Here is a 24,263-nt window from a genome sequence, read left to right as displayed (position 1 = left end):
TATCTGACAAAGTACGTACACTGGTACGTACCTTGATTCTAAACTAGCTCACGACGGAGGAGAGCGTATGAAGGCCGAAGACTTGCAGGAGTACGCCAGGGGCCGTGTCGAGGAACTCCCGGGTGCGGTCTTGGAGCATCCGTTTGGGCCTGACTGGGACGTGTTCAAGGTGCGGGACAAGGTGTTTATGCTGTTTACCGAGGTGACGGGGGAGCCGATCGTGGTTCTGAAGGCTTCGCCGGACGACGGTGAATTGCTGCGGGAGCAGCACGAGGCCATTACCCCCGGCTACCACATGAACAAGCGGCACTGGCTCACCTTGCATCCTGACGGGCAGTTTCAGAAGCTATTCGTCGAAGACCTCGTGACCGAGTCGTACTTGCTCGTAGTGGAGAGTTTGCCCCGGGCGAAGCGCCCTGTGGACCCTGCCGTGTTTGGCAAGGTCGGCCGGTGACCCTCACTGGTGGGCAGTTGCAGCAGACCGCGCGCGACACCGCGGGCGCGCTCGGGGACGTCAGCAGGGGTCGGCCGTTTACGCCCCACCTCGAGGTGTGGAAGGTCCGGGGCAAGGTGTTCCTGATCGTCACCGAGGATGACCCGGATCAACAGATCATTACGGTGAAGGTCGATCCGCACGAGGGCGACGCGCTCCGCCGCGACCACGACTCGATCACCCGGGGGCACTATCTGGACAAACAGCACTGGATCTCAATCGGGCCCGGCCCCGGCGTCACTACACGACTTGTCGAGGAGTTGGTGCAGGACTCCTACGATCTCGCCTCGGGCCCGCATTTGGAGCGGCGTTCGTGAGCGGGCAGCCTCTGTCGCTGTTCGGCGTTGACGATTCTTCCCGGCCCCTTGCCGATCGGATGCGTCCGCGTACCCTGGCCGACGTCGTGGGCCAGGACCATCTTCTTGAAGAGGATGCGCCACTCGGACGCATGGTCGGTGCGCATCGACTCGTTTCGATGATCTTGTGGGGCCCTCCTGGCTGCGGGAAGACGACTATCGCGCGCCTCCTCGCAGAGGACACCAACCTGGCGTTCGAACCGCTCTCGGCCACATTCTCGGGTGTCGCGGATCTTAGGAAGGTGTTTCAAACGGCCAAGCGTCGGCGAGAGGTCGGGCAGGGAACGCTGCTCTTCGTCGACGAGATTCACCGCTTCAACCGCGCCCAACAGGACTCGTTCCTGCCCTACGTCGAAGACGGCACAATCGTCCTCGTCGGAGCAACCACCGAGAACCCAAGCTTCGAACTTAACGGCGCCCTGCTGTCCCGATGCCAGGTGTTCGTCCTGAAACGTCTCGACGAAGTAGCGCTCAGCACCCTCATCAATCGCGCCGAAGACATTGTCGGTGCACCGTTGCCACTGGACGAAATCGCCCGGCAGGCACTCATCGCGATGGCAGACGGAGACGGAAGATACCTGCTGAACATGATCGAGCAGGTACAGCACCTCGCCGAACCCGTCGACTCAGCCTCACTCGCTGCCGCGGTGCAGAAACGCGCACCGTTGTACGACAAATCGCAAGAGGGCCACTACAACCTCATCTCCGCGCTCCACAAATCGATGCGAGGCTCGGACCCGGACGCCGCCCTGTACTGGCTAGCGCGAATGCTCGACGGCGGTGAGGACCCGCTGTTTATCGCCCGCCGGATCACCCGGTTCGCCACCGAGGACATCGGCATGGCCGACCCGAACGCCATCCAGCAAGCCCTCGCTGCATGGGACATATACGAGCGACTCGGCTCCCCGGAAGGGGAACTCGCGATCGCGCAAGCCGTGCTGTATCTCGCGACGGCCCCGAAGTCCATCGGTGTCTACCGCGGCTTCAACAAGGCAACCGCTGCAGCTAAACGCACCGGGTCGCTGATGCCGCCTGCGCACATACTCAACGCTCCGACCCGGCTGATGAAGGACCTCGGCTACGGCAAGGGCTACCAGTACGATCCCGACACCGATACCGGGTTCTCCGGCGCCGACTACTTCCCCCACGGCATGACCCGGCAGACCTTTTACGAACCCACCGCCAACGGGTACGAACGCTCCATCACCGAACGCCTAAAGCTCTGGGCACAGCAACGCGACGCCAATCCGAGCACTTCTACCGCCAATAACTCCATAACTCCCGAAACCGACTGAGCTCTGGGAAAGGACTCACAAATGACTAAAACCACTGGCACCCCTGGGAATGAACACGCCGTGCGTTCCTGGCTGGGTATTCCTTACGCCACCGCGGAACGATTTCGCAGGCCCACCTTGGTGCCCTTCGACCCCAATCTGCCTTACGATCAGAAAGGCCCTGCACCGCTTCAGGCCGGGGATACCTCGTGGCTGGAAGCTGATAACGGTTTCAGTGAGGACTGCTTGAACCTCAACGTCTGGGCACCCGACGATGCTGGAGATGAGCTGCTGCCCGTGGTCGTCTACGTCTTCGGCGGCGGATGGGTGCTTGGCTCAAACACGCAGACCACTTCGAACGCGTCCGGACTCGCCTCGACCGGTCGCGCAGTCGGCGTGTCGCTGAATTATAGGCTCGGCCCTTTCGGATGGTTGTCTCTCTCCCAATATGGCGGTGCACTGGAGGAAGCCACGAACCTCGGCCTGCAGGATATCATCACCGCGCTGCGATGGGTGCGGGAGAATATTGCTCTTTTCGGCGGCGACCCGAACAACGTCACCGTTACCGGTCACAGCGCCGGCGCGTTCAACACGCTCGCCTTGCTCGCGGCGCCCTCGGCCGACGGCCTCTACCACCACCTCGCCGCCTTCTCCGGCATGCCCGCACGCCAAGTCCCCGCCTGGGGTGCCGAAGAACGCGCACTGGCCGTCCTCACCGCACTTGGCATCAAAGACGATCCCGAACAGATCCTCACCGTCGACGCGCACCTTCTCGCCGAGACGATGAGCAAAACGCTATCGCCAGACCCCGGTGCGCCGCACGGCGTCGACAACGAAACCATCGCCATCGTCGATGACCGGACCCAGCCCAACGGCATCCTTGTCGATCACCCCATGCGGGTCCTCGAGTCCGGACGACACCGACACGTCGACATCCTCTTCAGCAGCACCACTCATGAAACCGACTGGTGGGTCTTGCACAGAACCGATGATTTCGACCCCGGCAGCATCGACGGCCTGGTCGAAGAATTTGCCCACCGGAACCGTATCCCGCTCACCCGTGCTCGTAAGATCGTTGCAGCCTTCGACGTCGACGGGCGCACCCCCATCCAGGTGCGCGGGGCACTGCTCACCAACTTCTCCTTCACCCTGCCCCAGGCCCGCGGGGCACTCGCACACGCTGCAGCGGGCGGCAACGCGCACCTACTATCGGTGGGATCGGTCGACGGGGCGCAGGCGGTACATGGGACGGAGATGTACGGCATCGTCGGCCAAACGCAAAGCGGCGCCAGCGACGAGCAGATCCAACGCGACACCTTCGTCCGCGACACCCTTCTCGCCCTCGCCGCGGGACGAAGCAACGAGCTGTGGGGCGCCGTAACGACTGAACCCACCACGAAGGGCATCGGCAACATGCCCTACGACGCCACCACCCACGCGATCGACGTCCTACGCACCTTCGACGGCATCGAACGCCCCTAAGTTGGCTTAGGTTTCATGGCTCCTGACCCAAGAATTAAGCTCCCCCGGCGTGGTTGGTGGAGATTGCTCAGTGTCAGAGTGCTGCCCAGAGCACCCCCTGACACAGCTGATGCAGTCGGTTGCTACCTGATGGCAGCAGCAGGGTCATTCTGGACCGAGGGTGCAGACGCTTTGGTGAATTTGAGTCCGTAGCTGGCTCGATGTGCGCGTAGAAAGCCTCAGTTTCGGCGTGTTCCTCTTAGACTAAGCACGTTCAGGTCGTGCGATTTTGCGATGGATGATGAAGTCAATGTTGCCGAAGTCTCCCCGGAACTGCGTCGCCAGACGCCGTGCCCGAAGCCTTCGTGAATCTCAACTTTGCGGCCATAAATGCAGAAGCAGACATCACCGCAGGACATGCTGAAGCGGCGTGAGAATGGGCCATGAAAGGCGCCACCGGCCACGTGCGAGTGGCTCCCTCCACTGACCGCCTGCGCTCTCGGCGACTAGATCCAAAAAAGCCAGGGACGCTGGACGGCCTACAAACCGCTTGCAGGATGCCGTGGCAGACCTCAAGCACCGCTTTACCGCCATTCTGCACGAACCGGGCGAACAAGGCCCGCTCTACCGGACCCAATTCGCGGCGTTCGCCTCGCTCTACGAAGCCGAACTCGGCAGGGCCACAACAGCTCCTTACAACGCAGACGCCTGCGACGCGTCCTCTCTGCCGTGGGAAGGAGCCTGTGCACGGCATCGAATCGCCGAAGCGCTCCTCCTCCACGGACACAACAAACGATCAGTTCTTGCCGGTGTCCTGCAGCGTGGCCTCGAACTGTCTACAAGGCTGCAGACGCTCCCCACCCACTGCGCCTGAAACAACTGGCCCACCTCGCCCGGATCCCCACACAGCCCCACCCCAAAAGCAGCCCGAAGGAGACGAACTCCTAAGCGACCTCACAGCGCGGTACAAAGACGTCCTCACGCACGTCATTGCGGGAAAGCCGCACAAAGAAATCGCCGAAAGCATGGTCATCTGCTAAATGGCAGTCAGCACCCACATCTCCAACATTCTCCCAAAAACCGGCAGCACCAACCGCCACGACCTCAAACGCAGAACAGTGCCCAACCAAGGCTGACGATGAGCGCTCCCGAGACCACAGCGCCCCGATGTAGTCGGGCGTTCGGGGATGGCACCGTCGACGCTGCCGTAGCGGGGCTGTCTGAATAAAGGCAAGGATCATTGAAGCCGTGACGTGCCCAAACGGAAACGACGTTTGGACGGGATCCATGAAACCGTCCTCTCGCACTCCGTCTGTGGGCTGACCACCGTGGAAATCGCCGCGCACTTGAGGAGGTCTACGGTGCCAGAGACTCCAAAGACTCCATCTATCGCATCGCCCGAGAAAGACGCGGCCTAGCTGGCTGCATGGGCCATGCGTCCGCTGGACTCGGTCTATCCGGTGCCGAACCGCAGGGCTCGTGATCAGGGCATGCCGAAGTTGTTTTTGTAGGCAGTGCTTTTGTTGGTGTTCCAGCCGGCGATGATGCCGGCTCCGAGCATTTGGTCGGTGAGTCTTGCGAAGCGGTAGCCGGGGTCGGTGTCGAGGGCGAGTTGGAGGTATTGGTGGGCTTTGGATCCTCGGCCTTCCCACCAGTTGATGTAGCCGATGGTGGTGAGGATGGGTGCTGCGTGTTCTGGGGCTGTGAGGGTGTATGCGTGGGTGAGGAGTTGTTTGGCCCATTCGATGCGTGACCAGTCTGGTGCCTGGGTGGTTTGGGCGAAGAGGATGCGTTCGGGTGGTTCGTCGATGCCGGGGATGTCGGCCGTGAGCCGGTCGCGGATGTGCGGGAATTGGTAGTAGGCGATGAGCTTTATGGTGTCCTGGTCGGTGGGGTAGTCCTTGTTGCTGAGCATGCTTGTCCAGAGTTGGTGCGCGTCGTGGGTGGCAGCAGCAGGCGGTCCGCTGAGGATGGTTTGTTTATGGTGTTCGACGGCGGTCGCGTGCTCTTGCTGGTGGGTCGCCGACGGGAGGGTGATTTGGTTGGTGGGTTCGATGATGCTGCCGCGGTAGATGAACTCTGCATTGACTTGGGAATATTCCGTGCTGCTGATCGGGATGGCGATGTCGTTGCTTGGCATCGTGTCGTAGGGGGAGTAGGTGGTGTTGGTGACGTAGATGCCGTCTCGGATGGTGATGCCTTCGTGTGCCAGGACTCCGGTCAGGGTTGCAATGGTGCTTCGGTGCGGCCTTGCCTCGCCTGGCTCTGGGGTTTCTGACGTGTAGAGGGCGAAGACGATGCTGGTGGCTCGTTCGTCGGATGTGAGGTAGGCGGCGACGGTGCGGGCGAAGTGGATCTCCAGCCCTGGTTGTTTGGGGAGGTCGATGCGGAGGGTCGCGCCGACTTTGTCTTTGTCGAGGGTGATGCAGACGAGGCTTTCTTGTGGCCAGAAGCCGAGGGTGTGGCCGATGAAGCTGAGCAGGTCGGCGGGGTCCTTGATAGTGAGCGCATTCATTGTCATGTCTCCTCATGCGTTCTTGGTGTTGTTGAAGGGCCCGTTCTGCTGTGGGCTTCAGCTATCCATGGGCGCATGGCGCTCCCTGCACCATGACGAGACCCCGCCGACTTCGGGGACGGAGCGCACACAAGTGGTCAATCGTGCGGCGACGCGGACGCTGCGAATCCGCTGAGCTGCGCCGTCGTCGTTGGGGGTTGCTAATGTGCTCGTTCGCACGAAACGAGTCCTCTGGGCTGGTACCGAGCGCTTTTGTTCTACGCCTGGGTCCTCAGCTGAACAGCTCGAAATGGGTGCGTGGAAGGTTCGAACATATGCGCCGTTATCGGCTTCCAAGGACAGCGGATGGTGATAGGGGCCGATGTCTGGGGTGCCCGGCCCGGACGGTCAGAAGCAGCGGAGTCTCTTAGAAACGATTGTGATTAGAGAGCGTTGACACGACCAGTTCTGACCAGATCGCGCGTTTCGCTTACCGTACTCTGAATAAGAATTCCAGTGTAAAAGGAGAAAGATTGTAACCCGAAAAGGCTATGGCCACTCGGAAGTTGACTCAACACAACGGGGCGATGGGGAGGCGGAGGCGTTAAAGGACTTCCTCCAGATGGGCGCGTCGGTGAATTCTCTAACCTCGTCGGACTACGGGTTGGACTCGCATGTTCAGCTTCCATTGGTGCCGCAGAAGTTCGGTCGTCTTGAGTCTGAATGGGCACTATCGGGTCGAACCGCTCACGTTCAGGTCAAGAACATGACCAAAGGCGGTTCGCCTTCCGTAGAGGATTCCTCCGTTGAAGGTTGGGTTTCGGGCTCCAAGGTCGGCAGCCCAACCTTCTTTTTTGTCATCAAGAACAACAAAGAAAAGACGTTCTACTCACCGCGTGGTCTAGCCCGCTTGCTCGCAATCTGGAAAAGGACGAAATGCGGGAAAGCGTGCCAAGGGTGAGAAGGAGATCGAATCGGTGACCTTGACTGTAGACGCTGGACGCACTTTTGACGTTGACCTTCTTCCAACTCTCCTGCATCTGTGGACCAAATATCCTCGGGTCCTTATGAACCCAGCGGTGAACGTAGACGAATGGTCGAGACTGGACGCAGCACGTCTGAAGGTCAAGAGGAGGGCTTCGTGGCGCAGGTTTTGTTGGCCTGGCTTAGATCTTATTTTCCGGGACACCCAATTTTGGAAGAGGGGCGGGAAGAACCGCTAGCACTCCCTCTTGTCGCATCGGCATGGGCTGAGTTGGAAAAGGCAAGCAGGGAACGACCGGACAGTCTGTGAAGCACCTTCCACGAATGGACTCCCGAGTTTCTTGAGTACGCCAGCGACGTTATGCGGCCCCTTCTCGAAGCGGCAAGGCACCTTAATGCCTGGCCGACCGCCCCATTAGCTACGTCCTACTCTCTGGAAACAACTCCCCGGGAATCATTCGAAGAGGCAAAGGCTCTTGTCCGCGAGGTAGCCCGGTTCTACAGTCTATGCCTGGAGCGAGCACGGGAGAGTGAACACGCCTGACTCCCAGGCGGGAGAGCTTCGCCTCAAGTAGGGAACCTGCAACATGAGCATGGATCGTCCCCCGCAAACCCGAGAACCGGCAACCGAACGATTCCAGCGGGCCGACTCTTGGAGTCGTTCCGCTTATAGGAGGATGCAGATGCAAACGAGCGGAACAGCGGATACGGCGGCACTACTTTACGCTGACTTCGTGGCGCTCTGGCAAGGCGCCCCCATGCCGTCCAAGAAAATCATGACTGACTGGAATCGGCAGGAGGGAGCTGAAGCAACTGCGGTTGCCCTGCCTTGGGGTTGGATGGTTCGGGTGAGTAGGACAGGGGAAGCGGCCCTAAGGCTTGAAGCGGCAGGCTACTCAGAGGAAGCAGCGCCACTGATCCGTTCGATGCTGGAACACGCCATCAGGCTGCGGTGGGCACAGGCAGCGGGTGCTGAATTTGTTGAAGTTGCCCTCCGTATGCGCTCCAAAAGCCTCGAAAGGATAATCGAGGCCCAACGCGGCGGCTGGCAGCACAACCCGGAGCGCGTCGAGAAAATGGAGGCAGCCATGCAGGAGCAAGACGAAGGATTGGCCAGCTCCAACCATCTGCAAGCCCTTAAGCATGTGGTGGATACAGACCTGGACAAGTTTGGGTTCATGTACCAGCAGTGGCTCCTTGAGACGCAGGTATCACATCCAACTTTCCTGAGCGCCTCACCCTACTATGCGTACGAACAAAGAACGGGTTTCGACTTCTATCAGCAGCCAATAGGTCAAGACCCCGTATCGATGACAGCACGCGGGGCCCTTCTCGCTGCCGTGGACAGCTACAAGAGCATTTCCGGCCTGGATGAGTATTTCGTCAATGGCTTGCGACCGCTGGCGCTCCGGTTTGGCGCGCTGTCTTGGAAACGTCCCGACGCACGAGCGTGAGGCTGTATGACTTGGGTTTTGCTGGGTCGGCCGCCGTGAGGGCCCTATTTGAAGCTCTGAGGCCCCTTTGCTCGCCGCCTAGCTACCCTGACCTACGGGCTACTTTCCCCAATTTTTTGGGTTCTGCAGTTCCACACCGCTGCCCATCCAACACCGAAGGGTCCTAGCTTAAAAGTTATCGGCTGCTTGGTCTTCAAATACGACTTGGCTAGAGGACACGTTTGATGGCGCTGGCTAGCCTATTTTGTCGGTGTTGTTTGCGTTCTCTTCGGTACCGTTTCCGGACATAGCGGATAACTTGTCGAGAAGTGCCCGGCAGCGCATTACGGCAGCTTGAACTGCCATTGTTAGAGGCTCTGTAGTTTCAGGGTCATCTATGGTCTCGACCCCTTCAGTGTCATCCGTCTCAGCCGTACTGGAACTTTCGTCATTTGCCGTTCCTGAAGTTGTTTTGAGTGAAACCGTTTCGAAATCCACTGCGAGCGGTTCGTCGGGAGCTGACTCTCCGCGGCCGCTATAGCGATGTATGAGCTGCTCAAGAGCACTTACCACACGGTCTTCCTCTGTTTTGGCAGTGGTTATGCCGGCTATGACCCATGGCTCTTCACATGAGATAGCATCCCTGGCGGTGTGCGCAACTACTAAACGAATCAGGTTCCCAACCTCGGAATCGATTTCGCAGGCTACGGGCAGAAGAGGGTATGTTGTCATGGCCTTGACACTCGGTGAATGCTCGTCAAACGGGCGGTAGTACGCCCAAGGGGCGGGGCTTGGGTCGAGCCTTTCGATCGCTCGCATAACCGGCCGCAAATACGCGTATGGCTCACCTTTCCAGGGCGCGCCGGATTTGTGTTCCCAGAGTTTGAGTACGACCTCTCGCGTTGTTGCAGCTAGTTGCTCGTCGTCCGGGTCTTCGCGGCAACGGTTGATGAGCTCAGCCAGGTGATGTGACATCCACCGGCCAACAATATCGCTGGGATTAAGGGCCTCAGCCAAGTCCCGGCCAAGCTGTAGGACGTTGTCGGTGTCAGGACTCATGTACCTCTCCTGCCGTGTCGATTAGGAAGTACTTCGTGTAAGGGGAGGGAAAGCCTAGCTCTTCGTCGTCAGGATTTTCAGAACGGCTACGCGAGATGTCCTCCGAGCGCCGTTGAATCTCAACCTCCAAGATGAGCCAACGATCAAGTTCACGGAGCATCCCTGCCAACCAGGAACGATTGAACACGATACTGTGCCCGATGGAACCCGTGGTTTGTCGTTTATCGGCATGGTCGTCCCACACGGTTGAGGTCGCGACAATCTGATTACCGTCGTACCAATGCCTTAAATCAGGGTCAGGAACCAGAAGATTGATGGGTGTGAACGATGTGCTGGGCCTGACTGGTGGAAAGTCGATTGACCGTGCATATGGGTCCAGGCGGTCAAGCCCGTAATCAACGCCGTGATCTTCGATCCACCCGGTCAGCTCAAACCCAGGGACCGTCGAGCTGAAAGTGTCGTCGCCGGTGTCGGGGATTCGGTAGGCATGCTTGTCTGGAGACGTCTGAAGCGCCCTAAGCAAAGCGGGGGCCGTGGTTGGGGTGACGAGAGCCGAATGCATACTTACGCGCTCGTTCCGTGAGTAGTGGTCCGCACTCCGGAACCCTGAAACGACGACTTGATCAGGCGAAGGAAATAGCTCCTCCTTGAATCTGTGGGACTCAATCTGGTTAGCCCAAGTTGGGCCGTAGCTCGCTGTCCCGAGTCCCATCGGATCGTCTCGATCTATTCGAGCGTTCGGTGGAGACGGATCTCGCCGATCGGATAACCAGCGGCCGTCATCACGCGTGAGAGTGTGCCATTTGAGGAATCGCGTAAATTCAGACTCCCCGGCCTCATCGTCCTCGTCGTACCTTAGGATGACGGGGCGGCTACGCAGGAGGAGCCCCGCAACTTCATACAGCCCCTGAACGGCGAGGTAGAAGTCCAGGTCCTCTTCTTCAGGCCATTCGCCGCGGCTGGCATAACTATTCCGGGGATACAGTTTGAGAGTGTGACGGATGTCGTCTTCGACACGCCCCCTTGATGAAATCGCCCAACGGTCGATCAACACTTCGGCGACAATCAGTTCAACTGATTTTTCAGTGATGCCGAAAGCGTCGCCGAGGGACTTGCACCAGTACCGGCGGAAGTCGAAAAAGAACCTGAACCGCTCTTCCTCAGCCGGGTCACCGAGTTCGGGAACAATTGGCTGGTCGTCCCCAGCCTGGTTGATTTTGAGGAGTTGTGAGCCGATCTGCTTGGGCTTGGCGAACCTGCTTTTTGGTTGGGTTGAAGCGGTGTCCCTTGGTCTGATGCATGGGGCCGCGATATCCGCCAGCGAGACGTCGTCGTTGAGTTCATCCTTCCAGGAGTGGCGTGCGTGGCCCATAGGCTTGCCGGCTTGTTCAATGCCTTGCTTTTCCTCGGAACTGAGGGTGATATGGCCAGCGGTGTGGAGACGGAGCAGACTATCACGCGCAAGCGGCGTGTTAACCGCATGCGGAATTCCTAGTGCGGTCCTTTTCAATAGATGCTCGCAGACGGTTGCAGCTGCGAGACCTGTAGGTTCGACGGTCGCCCGGTTGATGCCTATGAGCAGCCATTGGACAGCATGCTTTTGGTAAAAATCGAGTCGTGAGTCGAGGAAAGGAGTCGGCACAATCCGTTCGCAGGCGAGATCGACCAAGCGTGATATCAAGCCGGCATGACCGAGCGTAAGAGCAAGGCGAACGCTGTGAGCAGCTTGCCATCGCGTCTTTCCTGCCGGGTCACCCAGAGCTGTCCAAATTACAGATGCCAGTGCCGGTTCAGTCTCCCAACTTTCTGTCATTCCGTTGCTGTGATGGCCGTCATGGCTGTTCAGGGGCGCAGCGTCCTTGAAGGACGAAGAGGCGAGGTCGAAAAGTTGGAGGGCCTCGTCCACGGGGAGCCTCCGGCCGAGGTTCGAGGCAAGCGCGTAAGCCTGATCCGTTGTGAAAGACGCCTGCTCGGCCAGTGCACGACTGGCAATGACTTCATAGGTAGTGTCGCTGTTTGTTAAGGTACGCGCGTTCTCGTAGTTGAAAGCACGCCAGGAAACGAGGAGTATATCGGGCGCAAATCGAGGAATTTGAGCAATGAGGACCTGATCAAGCGCGGCTTCAGCAGCCATCGAAAGTGGATGGTTGCCTAGTGCATCCAGCAGGCGGCTGAGGTCCCAGAAGCTGACGGAGGGACACTCCTTGAATGCTTGTAGGACTCCAGCGGATACAGTATCCATAGCAGCGATGTAGTCGAACAAGTCTGTTGACCGGTTGCCTGCTACCGAGCGGTCAAGTGCTTTAGCCCATCCGTCCACCGTTGTGAGATCGAAGTTCTTATAGTCCTCCCAGTCCTTCTTGGGCCTTTCGTCGGAAGCGAACGCGCTGGTTACAGCCTCCGATGTGCGAAGCAGTGAGGCGTCATTCTGTTCAACTGCTCTTTGCGTGACGCCTGTCAGTTCAAGAAGATCTTTTTGTTCGGCCGGGGTAAGCGGTGTGGGACGTCGGAATTGGAGATAAGCGATTACCGCGGAGGTTGCGTCCGGAAGTTTGGTCGCAAGCGCTGAGGCCAGTGCATGGTTGTCTGGGAAGCGGTCTCCGAGGGGAAGGAAACTTAGAGCGGCAGTAGGGTCCTTTTCCAGTAGGAGATCAGAGCTGGCCAGGATCGCATTGGCCAAGTCGCGGATGGAAGCCGTGCGCCTGTCCCTCCAACGCGAGCCAGCCGCGAGGGCTTCCGGCAGGGAAAGACGGCTAGCTGTGGCAAGCACGTCGGAGTGGGAGAGGTAATCCCCGAGGTAGGGTTCGAGGCGTTCTGCTATCTGGCATAGCCTGTAGGCTCTACCGGTTTGATTGGTTGTGCTTTGCCCCGCCTGGTTTGCAATTGCCAGGAACGTCTCCCATCGGCTCCAAGCGTCATCGCCAATGGCATTCGTTATTTCTAACGCTGCTTGGAAATGAACAACCGCTTCGTCGGGCGAGATACGATATGTGGCGCGGGAAAGTTGGACGAAATCGGCGGCAAGTTCGCTGGCGTCCTCCCGGGCAGCGGCCACTTCCTGATGGCAGCGCTTGGCAAGGTCGGATGAGAGCCTTTGGGTCAGGGGATTCGTGGCGGTCTGTCGAACGACGTTCGTCAGAGAACTCCTCGCGATCACATCGTCATTTGCGGCCTGGAACTTTAGGAGTTGCGCGTGGTCGGCGATATCGGGAAAGCGTGCAAGTGCGCGCCCGATGAGGGTGAAGACGTTGTTGATCTTGGTCTGGTCGACCCGTTCTTCACGCCATTCAGGTGGTTCCTGCCGCAAGAACTCGGATATTCGTTGGGAGAATCCGGCCTTGTTTTCAGGGCCGGGATTGCCCAGAAGGTCCAACCATGCCACGGCCCAGGAAGTCAGCGGTTCAACTTTCTCACGGTACGTCCGCAGTTCACGGGAGGACTCGTACTTCTCGCGTTCTTTAGCTTCCCGGATTCGTGGACCCTGGAAGTCGGTGGCATCGACGGAACGGCCCTCAAGTCGGGCGCAAAGTGTGAGCCCGAGGATGGGAAACCAGACGTCAGAGTCGTACCAGGAGCCACTCAGGTGCCCGAGGTTTTGTGGAAGGTACAACCGCAAGAGCTGTGCGGCTTTGTCCGCAGTGAGAACTTCGAGGGATACTGCCTGGTTGATCAGCCAACTCGCGGCCGTCAGGCCGCTGTGAATCGGGTCGCCTGAGCGGTTTCTGCGGTTAAGGTCGTTGCTTCGGCTAAGTTGCGGCTTTTGATCCTGTTTCAGAACTGGTTGAAGAAGGTGCGCCACGATGTCTGCGTCCAACTCCAAATCCCGTTCCGACGCGGCGTGGGCAATGGCAAACTTGAGGTACTTGCCTTTGGAGCAGCGGGCAAACTCCATAAAGTCTGCATCTCTACCGGCATCGAGCAACCGACGTGCGATATCTACTCCAACGTCGAAGGCGAGGGCACGAGGACGCCAGCCCCGTAGGAAACGAGTACATGCCGCAGGTCCGTCAGTGTTCAGCAGCCCCCAAGCGATCTGCAGAAAATCCAGGTCATTCAGATCTGACGGGTTGTTATTCCGCCGGGCCTGGCCCACCCAGACATACATCCAAGACATCGCGCTCCGGAGTCGGTTTCGTGCTTGGTCGCTTTGGCCCGCGGCACCTGCCAGCAGAGCGCCTTCAATTGGAAGGTTAGAGTTAGGCCACTTAGCCGCGATGCTTCGGGTAGCAATGAGATGTTCGAGCACGCTCGGGTCGAGGAAGCGTGCCGCCAGGTCGGTGTTTTCTCGTATTAGGTCGAGGCGGCGGGTACGTCCGGCCGTCAGTGCCCCCAGGCGCAGAGCGAGTTGGGCGGCTTCAAAGTGCCGGTCCGCCCGTAAAGCGGCCGACAGGGCGAAGTGTGTGCGCTGCTGTGCTATCTCACGCCGCTGGACCTCGTTCCGTTGTGAACGTGGGAGTGCGTTGTCAGGAAGCAGATCATCGGAAAGTGCGAGCTGCACAAGATCGTCGAATCGGTTGGCTTCGAAGAGCAGCGCCGGGAGCGAAGTAGCTACATAGGCATCCTTTTCGGCAATGGGCGAAAGGCGCTCTATAAATTCATCCAGACTCGCTCCAGCGGGCCGGAAATGATTTCGGAACCAAGTTTCGGTCGGTTCATCCCGGAACTGTACTGTGTCGCCGTCAATTAGGAGCGGGCGTCCAAGGTCTGCGACGAAGCTCAACACCACTGACGGGTGAACCTTCGCGAGTTCGGCCAAGACGCGAATGGGGATCATCGGGCGCAGTGCAGCAAGGCCGGTGCAGATCGCGTCGATCTCCGGGGCCGATCCGTGTTGTCGATCGCGGATTTCGGCAACTTGGCGCTCGATGAAAGCATCCAGTGCTTGCCCGGGGGAACCTGGATTTGGTGCCAGCCAAGTCAGGGCTTCTTTGATGTCGTTGGTGGCATCCAGGACCGCGGCTTGTACCCGAGGGTTACTACTCGTCCTGTTGTGAAACTCAGACGCGTCAGTGGACGAGACATCTGGATAGACCGTCTTAAGATGGGCCCGTGTTTCTGCGAGGTCGAAACCTGAAAGCGGAACGTCCTGGTAGCCGACGGGAAGTCCGAGCAGGTCAATCCGCTCTGTCCGACAAGTGACTACTAGCCTCACATTCTGGGGAAGCGGCTCTCGAAGAAGGCCGCCAACAAACGATCGTTCCCCCATCTCATCGGCGATCATGGCCGCGTTGTCTGCGGCATCTACGATAATTGCCAAAAGTGCGTCTGTATCTGTGGCGGCGACCATCTCAGCCGCCTTGCTAAGTCTCCTATGGAAGGTAAGGGCATAATCGGCATCGTCCGCAGTGGAGGACGGAATAAGGGGATCGCATAGCGCGTGCGCTGCAAGTTCGTTAACCAGTTGAACAAAGCCTTGCTTAGAGCGGTGGCGCGGTGCGCTAGGCCGCCGGTACGAGCCATTACCGAAGCAGTCGAACACTATGGTGACTGAGCCTTCGGGTAAGTTGTCCTTCAACGTGCTGGCTAGAACACTTTTGCCAACACCGCCCGGGCCATGAACAAGAGTTGGGGCAGTGGAAGACTCACAAACCTTTGCGGCGATCTCGCCAAACTGGTGCCTATCGATTGAGCGCTTTGGGGCTTCAATCAAATTGGGCGCAGGAAGCAGCAGGTCTTCAGAAGTTTTAAGAGAGGCGAGCACATCGGCGCGACGCACCATGGGATTGTCGCCAGCGACTGACGTCGCCCGACTGGAAATCATTTCCCGCAGCAGAAGAGCCTGTTCGCCCGGTGCCCCGGGGAGTAAATCTGCGACATCCAGGTCCAGAAGATGACGGAGTTTGAGGAGGGATGGTGCTCGCTCATCGACCATGAGCCGTTCGCATAGGAGCCGGAGGTCCTCCGTGGAAATGATTTTCGAGAGCCGCTCTCGGATACTCTTGGTTGCCGGCGAGAGGTTTCCGTTCTGGAGGTCGCTGAGTGCCTTTAGGGCGGAGTCTGCGGGTGGTCGGTTACTGATGAATTCGAAATATACACAATTGAGTACGGCCGGGTTTTTGGTCTTCAAAGTGTTGTATTTGCGTGCGAAGCCAATTAACGTCTTTGTCAGGAACGAAAGCGTCCACGGGTCGTTCGCGTAGCGAGTGGAATGCTTGAACTGTCTATAGACAACCTTGGTCGTGTATGCAATATCGCTTGAGCCCCAATACTCCGCCAAGTCGATGACCTCATCACCCGTGCGAGTCTGCTCGTCGTCAGACAAATCGTCTGAATGGGACACATCGGGCTGCTCGCTGGGATCAACTGCTTCGACAAACAGTGAATCAAGTCCAGATGTTGCGTCGAGTAGTCGTAATGACTGACGCGCCGCCCAAGCGTAGTGAAATTGGTCGCCGTCCCGGCTCGGACGAAGCAGATCAGGTTCGCTCATTCCGAGTGCTCCGAGTGCTCCGAGTGCTCCGAGTGCTCGGACAGCTCTCCGATGGATCGGTTGGAATCTTCTTCCTTCGGTTGGTCGGCTTTTCGGTTGATCTTCTCATCCTCTTTCTGGGGCAGTGGATCTGCTTTCTCCCACAACGTGCTGTAGTGCCTTGAGGTCAACTTCGACGAAGAGGCTTCAAGGGTCGTAGCCACGCCAAATCGTTTGGTGATGGAGTTCAGGCTCGAGCCCAGCATGTAGACGCTTCCCCGCTCTGGGATGATGAAGCGATCGTGAAGCTCGCTTTGCTTGAGAGACCGTAGTGCGAGGTGGGGCACCTTTTCGTGCAGCAGCGCAAACACAGGTGCAATCTGCTTTAGTTTTGAGGTTCCAGTCAAGAGGCGGGTGACAGTATTGAAGTTGGCCAGCGTCAGTAACTGATCCACATCAAGGTAGGGGTCGATGACCATGCATGAATTAAGGCTGGTGATCTTCGACATCAATTGTGCATAGGCAAACGGATCTTTTGGATCAATGACGACTTCGACTGTCGACCCCGTATCGGACTCCGGCAGGGGCGCGTTGGCTTCCCGCAGCACCGCTCGTCCCAGCGGTGTAATGTCTACTTCCCCAGCCCTGAGGGTCATCCAGCGGACACGCACCATGAAATCCAGCATGGGTTCAACAACCCGTCTCCTTCCAAGGACGGACTCAGCAGTTTCCTCATCCATCTCGCTAAGTAGCCGTAAAGAAGACCAATCCATGGGCTTTGTGATTTTTGGTTGCCACCCAGCGGCGTAGGCCTCGAACTCAGCCTGGCGCAAAGTATGCCCCTGCCGCCGGACGGCCTCGACGTACGTCAGAACCCTGTGCGCAGATTCCCCCACGATTTCCATCAGGCGATCATATTAGAAAGGCGGCACCGCCGATGCATGTTGCGGCCTCGCTGCGCATCCCTTCGAGGAACCGGAAACTGCAAGGCTGGAAGTAATTGGCTCGAGTTTCCTTGAGCAACATTGCTCCTCGTGTTCGGCTTCTATACACCTGTGCGTCCCAGCGCTTCCGTGGCCGCCAGGCGTCTGCCTCCAGCAGCGACCGCTCAGGGCAGCGGCCGACGCGCAGCAGGCGAGCTATTCATCTACGTCCGCTGGTGCCAGATAACCACGACACCCGGTCGACTATTCCAGGCGACGCCTTACTGCCGGACATAGCGTCCGGCCCCAGGTGAAAGAGCCCAAGGACGCAAGGTTAGATGGCGTAAGTTGGTTCTTTTCTAAGTAGGTGAGAACATTTCGATCCACCGAGTCTGGATCAAGCCGATGAAGGGTTTCTCCTTGCATTCGACGTCCCAGCTGCGAGTTCAAAGCGCTTTTGCCACTTCGACACGTGCTGTTTCAGTGTCGAGGCCCAGCCGGTACAAACACGCCCAAAGATTTTCAAAAGACGGCGCATGCGCCGCTGGGAAATGACCAACTCGCCAAGGCTCGGAATTCAATGTGACAACTACTTGTTCAGGTAAATAGTCCTGTACGGCTGTGTCGGAGTCTGCAATCCCGTAAACGTGGCTAAGCCCCACGTGTGTTACTAGGAGGGCTGTCTCAGTTGGCGAAAGGTCCGCCTCATTGTTTGCGAATCTTCGCTCGAGACGGCAGTCAATGATCCTGGCAACTATCGACTTAAGCCACTTTAGGGGGCCCTCTACGAATTCGGCTACTAACGATGAACTCATCGACACAACTTGCAATTCAATTGATAGTAGAGCGGATCAGCTAAGCAACTTTGTGGATTTGCGTCATCCCCGTGAGCAGAGCATAGACGAAGCACTGGGATAGCGTTACACCTAGATCCACAGTCCCGGTCGCAAGGTAGTCTGTGCCTATGACGTTTCAGATTTCACTCAGCCGGAATGGTGACTGATGCCCAATATAGTCTATTTTTCGCACAGCTATAGGTCGCGGGATGTGCCTGTCAACGATTATTTTGCCCGCCTCATGAAGAGTGAGAACCTTGTGCCAAGTCTAGATCCGCCTTCGGACGCGATTAACGGCGCGAAACTGGAAAGGCACCTCAACTATAGCGACGGTATGGTCGCCGTGCTAACAGACCGAGGATCGAAAATTTCTCCGTACATAGACTTCGAAATTTCGTTGGCTATTCGTGGGCGTCGGCCGCTGCTTGTTTTTGTTGAAGATACGTTGCCCACGGGTATCGTTCCTCATCGGGTCCTGCAGCAGAGGTTTTCACACAGGTCGTTCCTTCGCCAGGCCAGGGAGCATCGACAAGCTCTTCGAACGCTCCGCGCGTATCTAGGCGAACAACCCGGGCCTCGCTACCAGTCATCAGAGTCTAAGAGGTCTTGCCTGGTCCTTGGTGACCATAACTCGCCGCAGCGTGATGCATTTGTGCAGTTTTTGGATAGCAACTTAGGGTATGAGCCGCTGGTTCTCAATCCGACGGAGGGGCCACCAGTCCTGGAGTCTGATTGGTGGGACGCGATCTCGCATGCGGATGTCGCCGTTGCCCTAGAAGCAGGCGATCCAAGTGCAAGCGACGCATATGCCTTGGGCGCAGTTCGCGGCGCCCTTCGACCATTGATTGTTCTCACTACAGATAAGTCTGCGGCAGTCGCTTCGCCCATACCTGTGGAGTATCGTCCACGTCAAGTTGAGTCGTTCGAATTCGAAGCATTGCAGCCCGCCCTCATCGAGGAGTTTTCGCTTCTCGAGCAAGATTTTCTGGACTTGGACGATCAGGGTGAGGTTGCCCGATATTCTCAACAATTGATAGAGCTAGATGGACATTATGGACCTAGTACGCGAGAACGAGTCACGGAGGTAGTGGTGGGAGACAAATATGAGGTTAGTGGTCAGGCAGCAGCAGTTGGCCCTAATGCCCACGTCCATCACGTAAGTTTCAACCAGCTCTGGCTGCAGAAGAAGGACGAACTGGACCTCGGAACGCTGGCAAGCGAACTCGAGCTAGTTAGGGTCAAAGCTCGAGCGACTGCAACATCTCCAGAAGAGGATGATGCCACAGCTGAAGCCGGTAAAGCTCAAAGGGCTGCTGAGGCGGGTGACGGCCCCACTGCTATGAGTCATCTCGCCCGCGCAGGGAACTGGGTGCTCTCTATTGCCGAGGACGTGGGGGCTGCAGTCGTTAGTGCCGCGATAAAGGCCTCGATCGGCATGTAATGCACTGAACAGCCCAATGACTGCCAATAGCCATCTTCAGTGATGGGGTTGAGATTCCGGAAGGCTAAAGCCGTGGCCGGCATCCAGAAGCGACCATTCCGAGGTTGCCGCTGAGCGATGCAATCTCAAGGCGGAAGCGCTGTACTAGATATCGGTCAAGCGGCGAGTCCGATGCGTCAGGTCGCTGATCTAATGGGGTCCAGCAGCGAGAATGGTGTTCATGAAGGATGAGGATAAGACACCAGCAAAGGCGCTGCGTAAGAATAGCGCCGGCGGCGGGGTTGCCGACAAGTTGGGCAACACGTATGAATTGTCCTGGGCCGTCCACCACGCGTTGCAGTGCATCCAAGATGAGCGGCGCGCTATCACCCTCGAGGATCTCGATCCGGACCTTTCCGACGGTTCTGAGTTCACCTTCGTCGATGAACGGGGCACCGTTGTCGTGACTCAGGTGAAACGTCAGCACAGCATCAACGACCACTGGACCGTCGCAGCCCTGCGGAGTCGCGGCATTTTCGCGGCAGCAGCGAGGCATGTCACTAACGGCCGGGAGTATCACTTCAGCTCCATGACGCCGTGCGGCCGGCTACGCGTGCTTAGCGAGTGGGCACGACAGTCCACGGACGTAAACCAATTCATAAGGCACCAACTCACGGATCAGTTGGGCCCGGCATTCGATGAACTTTCAGCTCCCGACATCTTTGGCAGCGCTGAGGGCGCCTGGCAGGTTATTCGCGGCATGTGGTTCGAGGTCGGTGACGAACAGCAGCTCGTTAGGACGAACGCTATGTTCGCAGCCACGGTGCTGGAGGGCGCCGCGGCGCCGCTGCTGCCCGTGGCTGTCGGCGCGGTGCTTCTGAATAACCTCCGTAAGCGCCTCACAAGGCGCGAATTGCTCGATGAACTGGCCAGCTATGGCATCTACGCCCGCCAGGCAGCAGCGAAACGAACTGCCTATGATGAGATCCACGCTGCAACGACGAGTTGGCGGCGGACCGTAGAGCGGGAATTACTCACACCAGCCATCCCCCGCGCGGAGTCCGTTGATCTCGTCGAGCTTTTGGGACGCACGCGGTTGGCGCTAGTAGTCGGCAGTGGTGGCGGTGGCAAGAGCTCGGTCGTTTATCAAGCTGTGAGAGTTCTTGAGTCGAGGGGCGCTGAGGTGCTGGCGTTCCGACTTGACCGCCGCGGGGCCTTCAGTTCGACCGCCGAGTTGGGGGCGCAGCTGGGCTTGACGAGCTCGCCTGTGGCGTCGCTGAGAATGGCCGCCGACGGCCGAGATGCCTTCTTGGTCATCGACCAGCTCGACGCCGTGTCACTCGTATCGGGACGGCTGTCCGAACGCTATGACGTCATCGAGGATCTGATTTATGAGGCTACGGCAGTTGAGGGCGTAAAGGTCATCCTGGTCTGCCGACTTTTCGATGTTGAGAACGATCATCGTATTCGCAAGCTCGATGCCCGCATGGACGTTGAGCGGCTCACTATCGGGCCGCTGCCCGAGGACGCCGTCAATGGTGCCATAGAAGCGATGGATATTGACCCCACGGTGCTTACGTCGTCGCAAAAACAGCTGCTGAGTTCGCCACTGAATCTCGTTCTACTTGAAAGCGTCGCGAACCAGCCTGGCGCGCTTAACTTTAATTCGCGCGGATCACTTTTCGAGGCCTTTTGGCAGCGCAAGCGCCAGACTATCAACGTCTATCGCCCCGAGGTTCGCTTTAACGACGTGCTTGCTCGCATTGCTAACGCGGCAAGCGATCAACAGGCCCTTTCCGTTGGTATCGAGATCCTCGATGCCGAGGACTACATTAAAGATGCCCAGGTGCTAGCGTCTGAGCAAATATTGGCTATCGACGGCGATCGCGTTTCCTTCTTCCATGAAACATTCTTCGACTACACCTTCGCGCGGCAATGGTTGACACGAGGGCAGTCAATGATCGAGTTCCTCTGCGCCCAGGAGCAAGAACTTTTCCGGCGGGCTCAAGTGCGTCAAATTCTTGAACTGCTGCGTGAACGTGATCCCGTACGCTTCCGCACGGAAGTCGAGGCGATACTGACCGAATCGTCTATCCGAATCCACATCAAGGAAACGGTCATGATCGTTTTCGCCAACGTAAGCGACCCGACGGATGAAGACTTGGACCTCGTCATCCGATTCAACGCGGGAGACTCAACGCTGATGAGACGTCTATGGCAGCGAATAGCCCGCCCGAGTTGGTTTGAAGTCGTCTATCGCCGCGGTCTCATCGAGACATGGCTCGATAGTTCAGATCAGATACTGCGTGACCGAGGCATAACCTGGCTGACCAACGCCGGGGCCAATCACAACATACTAGCCATACAACTTCTCACGGCGAGACGGGATGCGCCCGACTACCGGATGTGGCTCCAACGGCTCACGCTGCGGGCCGATCTCCACGAGAACCGGCCCCTCCTCGACCTCATGCTGAGTGCGCTGCGAGCGGGAGAGCTCGACCCGACTGACAAGAATCTCTGGCTGTCCGCTCATGACCTGGCCACGCGCGAACCACTTTGGGCGATCGACCTGCTGAGAGCCTGCTTTGTTGATAGTCCTTCGGCACTTATCACAGGCTTGGACGGCAAAGTCAGTAATCTCGCTCTGCACGATTACAGTGCCACTGAACTCATCAGAGAGACAAGCAGGCTCGAACCTCTGGCGTTCGCCGAAACAGTCGTCCCGTACCTTGTCGCCGTTATGCAAGTGACATCCGAGGAACGGCACAGCGAGGACCTAAGCTACGACCGACACTTTAGTCTCCGTCTTCCATCGTCGGCAGGCATTGACGACGTTGACGAGGCTCTCTACAACGGAGCGGCCAGTGCACTCACTAAGGTGGCCTCATCCGCCCCAGAAGCAATCATGCCCATACTTCGGACCCTCGCGGCAAACGAGCACGACTCCGCGCAAGCGCTATTGTTCCGTGCGTTCATCGCCAGTCCCGCGCACTTCAGCGACTGGGCAGCCGAGCTGATCCTCGAAGGCGGCAGCCGCCTCAGAAGCGGATACCTTTCAGACAGTTACTGGCTCTCGAGAGAGGTTGTCGAAGCTATCGCGCCGCTCGTCGCCGATGAGGATCACATCCGTCTCGAAGATGAACTGAGAGACCTCCGAAACCCTTATGAACGCTTCCAGTGGTTCGGATACACGGCCTTCAAATTTTTGTCGGCCCTGGACTACCGCCGGCTCAGCGCACTGGGCAAACGACGACTTGCTGAGCACCACAGGAAATTCGGACTAGAGGCTCCTCCGCCACCGACTGGCATCATCAGCTACACGGTCGGCTCTCCCATCGGCGACTCAGCGGCTGCGATGATGTCGGACAAGCACTGGCTTCGCGCCATGGCCAAATACGACAACGACCGCGATCTAGGCACCTCAGTCGGTGGTGCCCACGAACTGTCGCAGGTCCTCAAGAACCGCACTACAGAGAACCCGCAAAGGTTTGCAAGCCTCGCCATCCAAATGACACCAACGATCAATGCGGCCTACCCCAGCTCTATCCTTTGGGGATTCGGTGAAGCGACAATCCCACCCAACGCGCAACCAGCGGTATTCGACGCCATCCGACACATCATGAGCCTCGGGCTCACGGAGTGTGACCGCTGGCTTGGATGGTCCGTCCGGCGAGTCCTCGACGAGGCACCCCTCGACGTCGTCGACCTAATCAGAAAACGTGCCCAGTACGCACCAGACCCAGAAGACGACACGCCCGTCGTCACAGGGCAAAATAAGAAACCCCGTGGTCGCGACCTGCGTCAAATCGGCATAAACACGGCGAGAGGCAGTCTCGCCCAAGAACTCGGCGACCTCCTCGTCCATGACGTACACGGCGAGCGGACGGCGCTGATTAAGCCTTACATGCTACACCTCGCCAGCGACCCCGCCCTGAGCGTACGGTCGTGTGTAGCCCACACCATCGCGGCTTGCCTACGCCATGCAAGGCCAACGGCATATCAGGCCTTCGAGCGCCTCATCGCCGCAGACGACACTATTCTTGCCGCCGACCTCGTCGGTAATTTGATGATGTACATCGGCAACGTCGACCCTAAACGAATCGACCCAGTCATCGACCGAATGCTCAAGTCAACAGATGGAGAAGTACGGCAAGCCGGCGGATCCATGGCAGCATTTGCAGCCCTTCAGTGGGAACGACCTCAACTCATGCAACGAGCGCTTGCCGGGGACAACGCGACTCGGGCGGGCGCAGCCCTCGTGTGCAGCTCACGGCTCGACAGGGCTGCAGACTCAGAGCTTGTTCTGGCAACCTTGAGCCAACTCATGCACGACGATGCCGATGACGTTCGGAAAGAGGTGGGTGCGCTTGCTGGCCATCTCAGGGGTCAAGCCTTGCGTCCCTTCCATGGTTTCCTCTCGGACCTGATCGCGTCTCCAACTTACGCCCACGCCACCCCGCAACTTCTGATCGCCCTGCAAGAAGCCCCCGATGAGGTGGACGACCTGGTTGATTTAGCCGCGCATCGATTCCTCGATGTTTACGGCAGCGACGTTGCTGACATCCGAACTGGTGCTGCTGGCGACGCACATTACATCGCGGACCTAGTTGTTCGTGGGTTGGCGCAGGCCCCTGACAAAAAGCGAATTTCGGCACTTCTCGACATTCTCGATCGTCTGGTGGAACTCGGCGTTTACGGCGTCGACCAAGCCATCGAGCATGCTGAACGCCGCTAACCGTCCGCGCAATTCGTTTGCTGGGCATGTAGCTTGCTCTCATCCTCTCTATGAACCTAAGAAAGGGAGGAATCTAGTGGATACTTGGTGGGTTGGTGTGTCTGTTCGACGTCGAACAAACGTTCTTGCAGCCAGACCGGGACGATATTGGTCGGCGGCCGTGAAGGTGTTCCGGCGCAGGCCTACAGGAGGCGAAAAAAGAAGTGTGGACAATGTCCACACTTCCCGCCCCGGACTGGCCCGTACAACCGCCGGACTGGCCCGGATTCCGCATGTTTCCGCGGAATCCCAGCAGCAGCAAGGCCCGGAATCGCGTTCGAGTCCCACCTCGGGCACTGTATTGTCGCAGGTCAGAGCTCTATTGACCTGTGAGTGTTGACAAAACT

The 24,263-nt window shown here is 58.2% G+C and carries 12 protein-coding genes; 8 read left to right on the top strand and 4 right to left on the bottom strand.

Annotation, left to right across the window (positions count from 1 at the left end):
* Positions 1–67 precede the first annotated feature (67 nt).
* From AC6I97_RS14485 to AC6I97_RS14465, 5 genes are all read left to right on the top strand, one after another.
* Complete coding sequence (locus tag AC6I97_RS14485; protein ID WP_224089898.1) at positions 68–454, top strand: MmcQ/YjbR family DNA-binding protein; 387 nt, start codon at positions 68–70, stop codon at positions 452–454.
* Positions 451–810 (top strand): MmcQ/YjbR family DNA-binding protein, encoded by a 360-nt coding sequence (locus AC6I97_RS14480; RefSeq protein WP_497945256.1) that lies wholly within the window; start codon positions 451–453, stop codon positions 808–810. Before AC6I97_RS14485 ends, AC6I97_RS14480 begins: the two co-directional genes overlap by 4 nt.
* Positions 807–2,144 carry a replication-associated recombination protein A gene (locus AC6I97_RS14475; protein ID WP_497945255.1) on the top strand — a complete coding sequence of 446 codons (1,338 nt, stop codon included), beginning with the start codon at positions 807–809 and terminating at the stop codon, positions 2,142–2,144. The genes AC6I97_RS14480 and AC6I97_RS14475 overlap by 4 nt, the downstream gene beginning before the upstream one ends.
* 21 nt (positions 2,145–2,165) lie before the next feature.
* On the top strand, positions 2,166–3,605 hold the full coding sequence (locus AC6I97_RS14470; RefSeq protein WP_497945254.1) for a carboxylesterase family protein: 1,440 nt from the start codon (positions 2,166–2,168) through the stop codon (positions 3,603–3,605).
* 541 nt (positions 3,606–4,146) lie between these two features.
* On the top strand, positions 4,147–4,458 hold the full coding sequence (locus AC6I97_RS14465) for a hypothetical protein (RefSeq protein ID WP_224089901.1): 312 nt from the start codon (positions 4,147–4,149) through the stop codon (positions 4,456–4,458).
* Positions 4,459–5,067: 609 nt separating this feature from the next.
* Here the strand turns inward: AC6I97_RS14465 and AC6I97_RS14460 are convergent.
* The gene (locus AC6I97_RS14460) at positions 5,068–6,099 is read right to left on the bottom strand and encodes a DUF4192 domain-containing protein (RefSeq protein WP_224089902.1); all 1,032 of its coding nucleotides are present in this window, start codon (positions 6,097–6,099) and stop codon (positions 5,068–5,070) included.
* A gap of 1,646 nt (positions 6,100–7,745) precedes the next feature.
* On the opposite strand from AC6I97_RS14460, the gene AC6I97_RS14455 reads away from it, so the two are divergent.
* A complete protein-coding gene (locus AC6I97_RS14455; protein ID WP_497945253.1) occupies positions 7,746–8,516 on the top strand; it encodes a hypothetical protein in 771 nt (256 codons plus the stop codon).
* 234 nt (positions 8,517–8,750) lie between these two features.
* On the opposite strand, the gene AC6I97_RS14450 is transcribed toward AC6I97_RS14455, so the two are convergent.
* Genes AC6I97_RS14450 through AC6I97_RS14440 form a run of 3 tightly spaced genes read right to left on the bottom strand, consistent with a single transcriptional unit; the run spans position 8,751 to position 16,736 of the window.
* A complete protein-coding gene (locus AC6I97_RS14450; protein ID WP_224089904.1) occupies positions 8,751–9,554 on the bottom strand; it encodes a hypothetical protein in 804 nt (267 codons plus the stop codon).
* Entirely contained in the window at positions 9,544–15,984 is a 6,441-nt protein-coding gene (locus AC6I97_RS14445; protein WP_497945252.1) for an ATP-binding protein, read from the bottom strand. Before AC6I97_RS14445 ends, AC6I97_RS14450 begins: the two co-directional genes overlap by 11 nt.
* Positions 15,981–16,736 (bottom strand): hypothetical protein, encoded by a 756-nt coding sequence (locus AC6I97_RS14440; RefSeq protein ID WP_497945251.1) that lies wholly within the window; start codon positions 16,734–16,736, stop codon positions 15,981–15,983. Before AC6I97_RS14440 ends, AC6I97_RS14445 begins: the two co-directional genes overlap by 4 nt.
* 1,197 nt (positions 16,737–17,933) lie before the next feature.
* Between AC6I97_RS14440 and AC6I97_RS14435 the strand changes: the two genes are divergently transcribed.
* Both AC6I97_RS14435 and AC6I97_RS14430 read left to right on the top strand, forming a co-directional pair.
* Positions 17,934–19,163: a hypothetical protein gene (locus AC6I97_RS14435; RefSeq protein WP_224089908.1), complete on the top strand. Its 1,230-nt coding sequence runs from the start codon at positions 17,934–17,936 to the stop codon at positions 19,161–19,163.
* Between the two features lie 220 nt (positions 19,164–19,383).
* Positions 19,384–23,877 carry an nSTAND1 domain-containing NTPase gene (locus AC6I97_RS14430; RefSeq protein ID WP_497945250.1) on the top strand — a complete coding sequence of 1,498 codons (4,494 nt, stop codon included), beginning with the start codon at positions 19,384–19,386 and terminating at the stop codon, positions 23,875–23,877.
* Positions 23,878–24,263 lie beyond the last annotated feature (386 nt).

It is taken from the genome of Arthrobacter sp. TmtSoilC48 (assembly GCF_059739425.1).
This window is presented reverse-complemented; position numbering and strand designations above follow the sequence as displayed.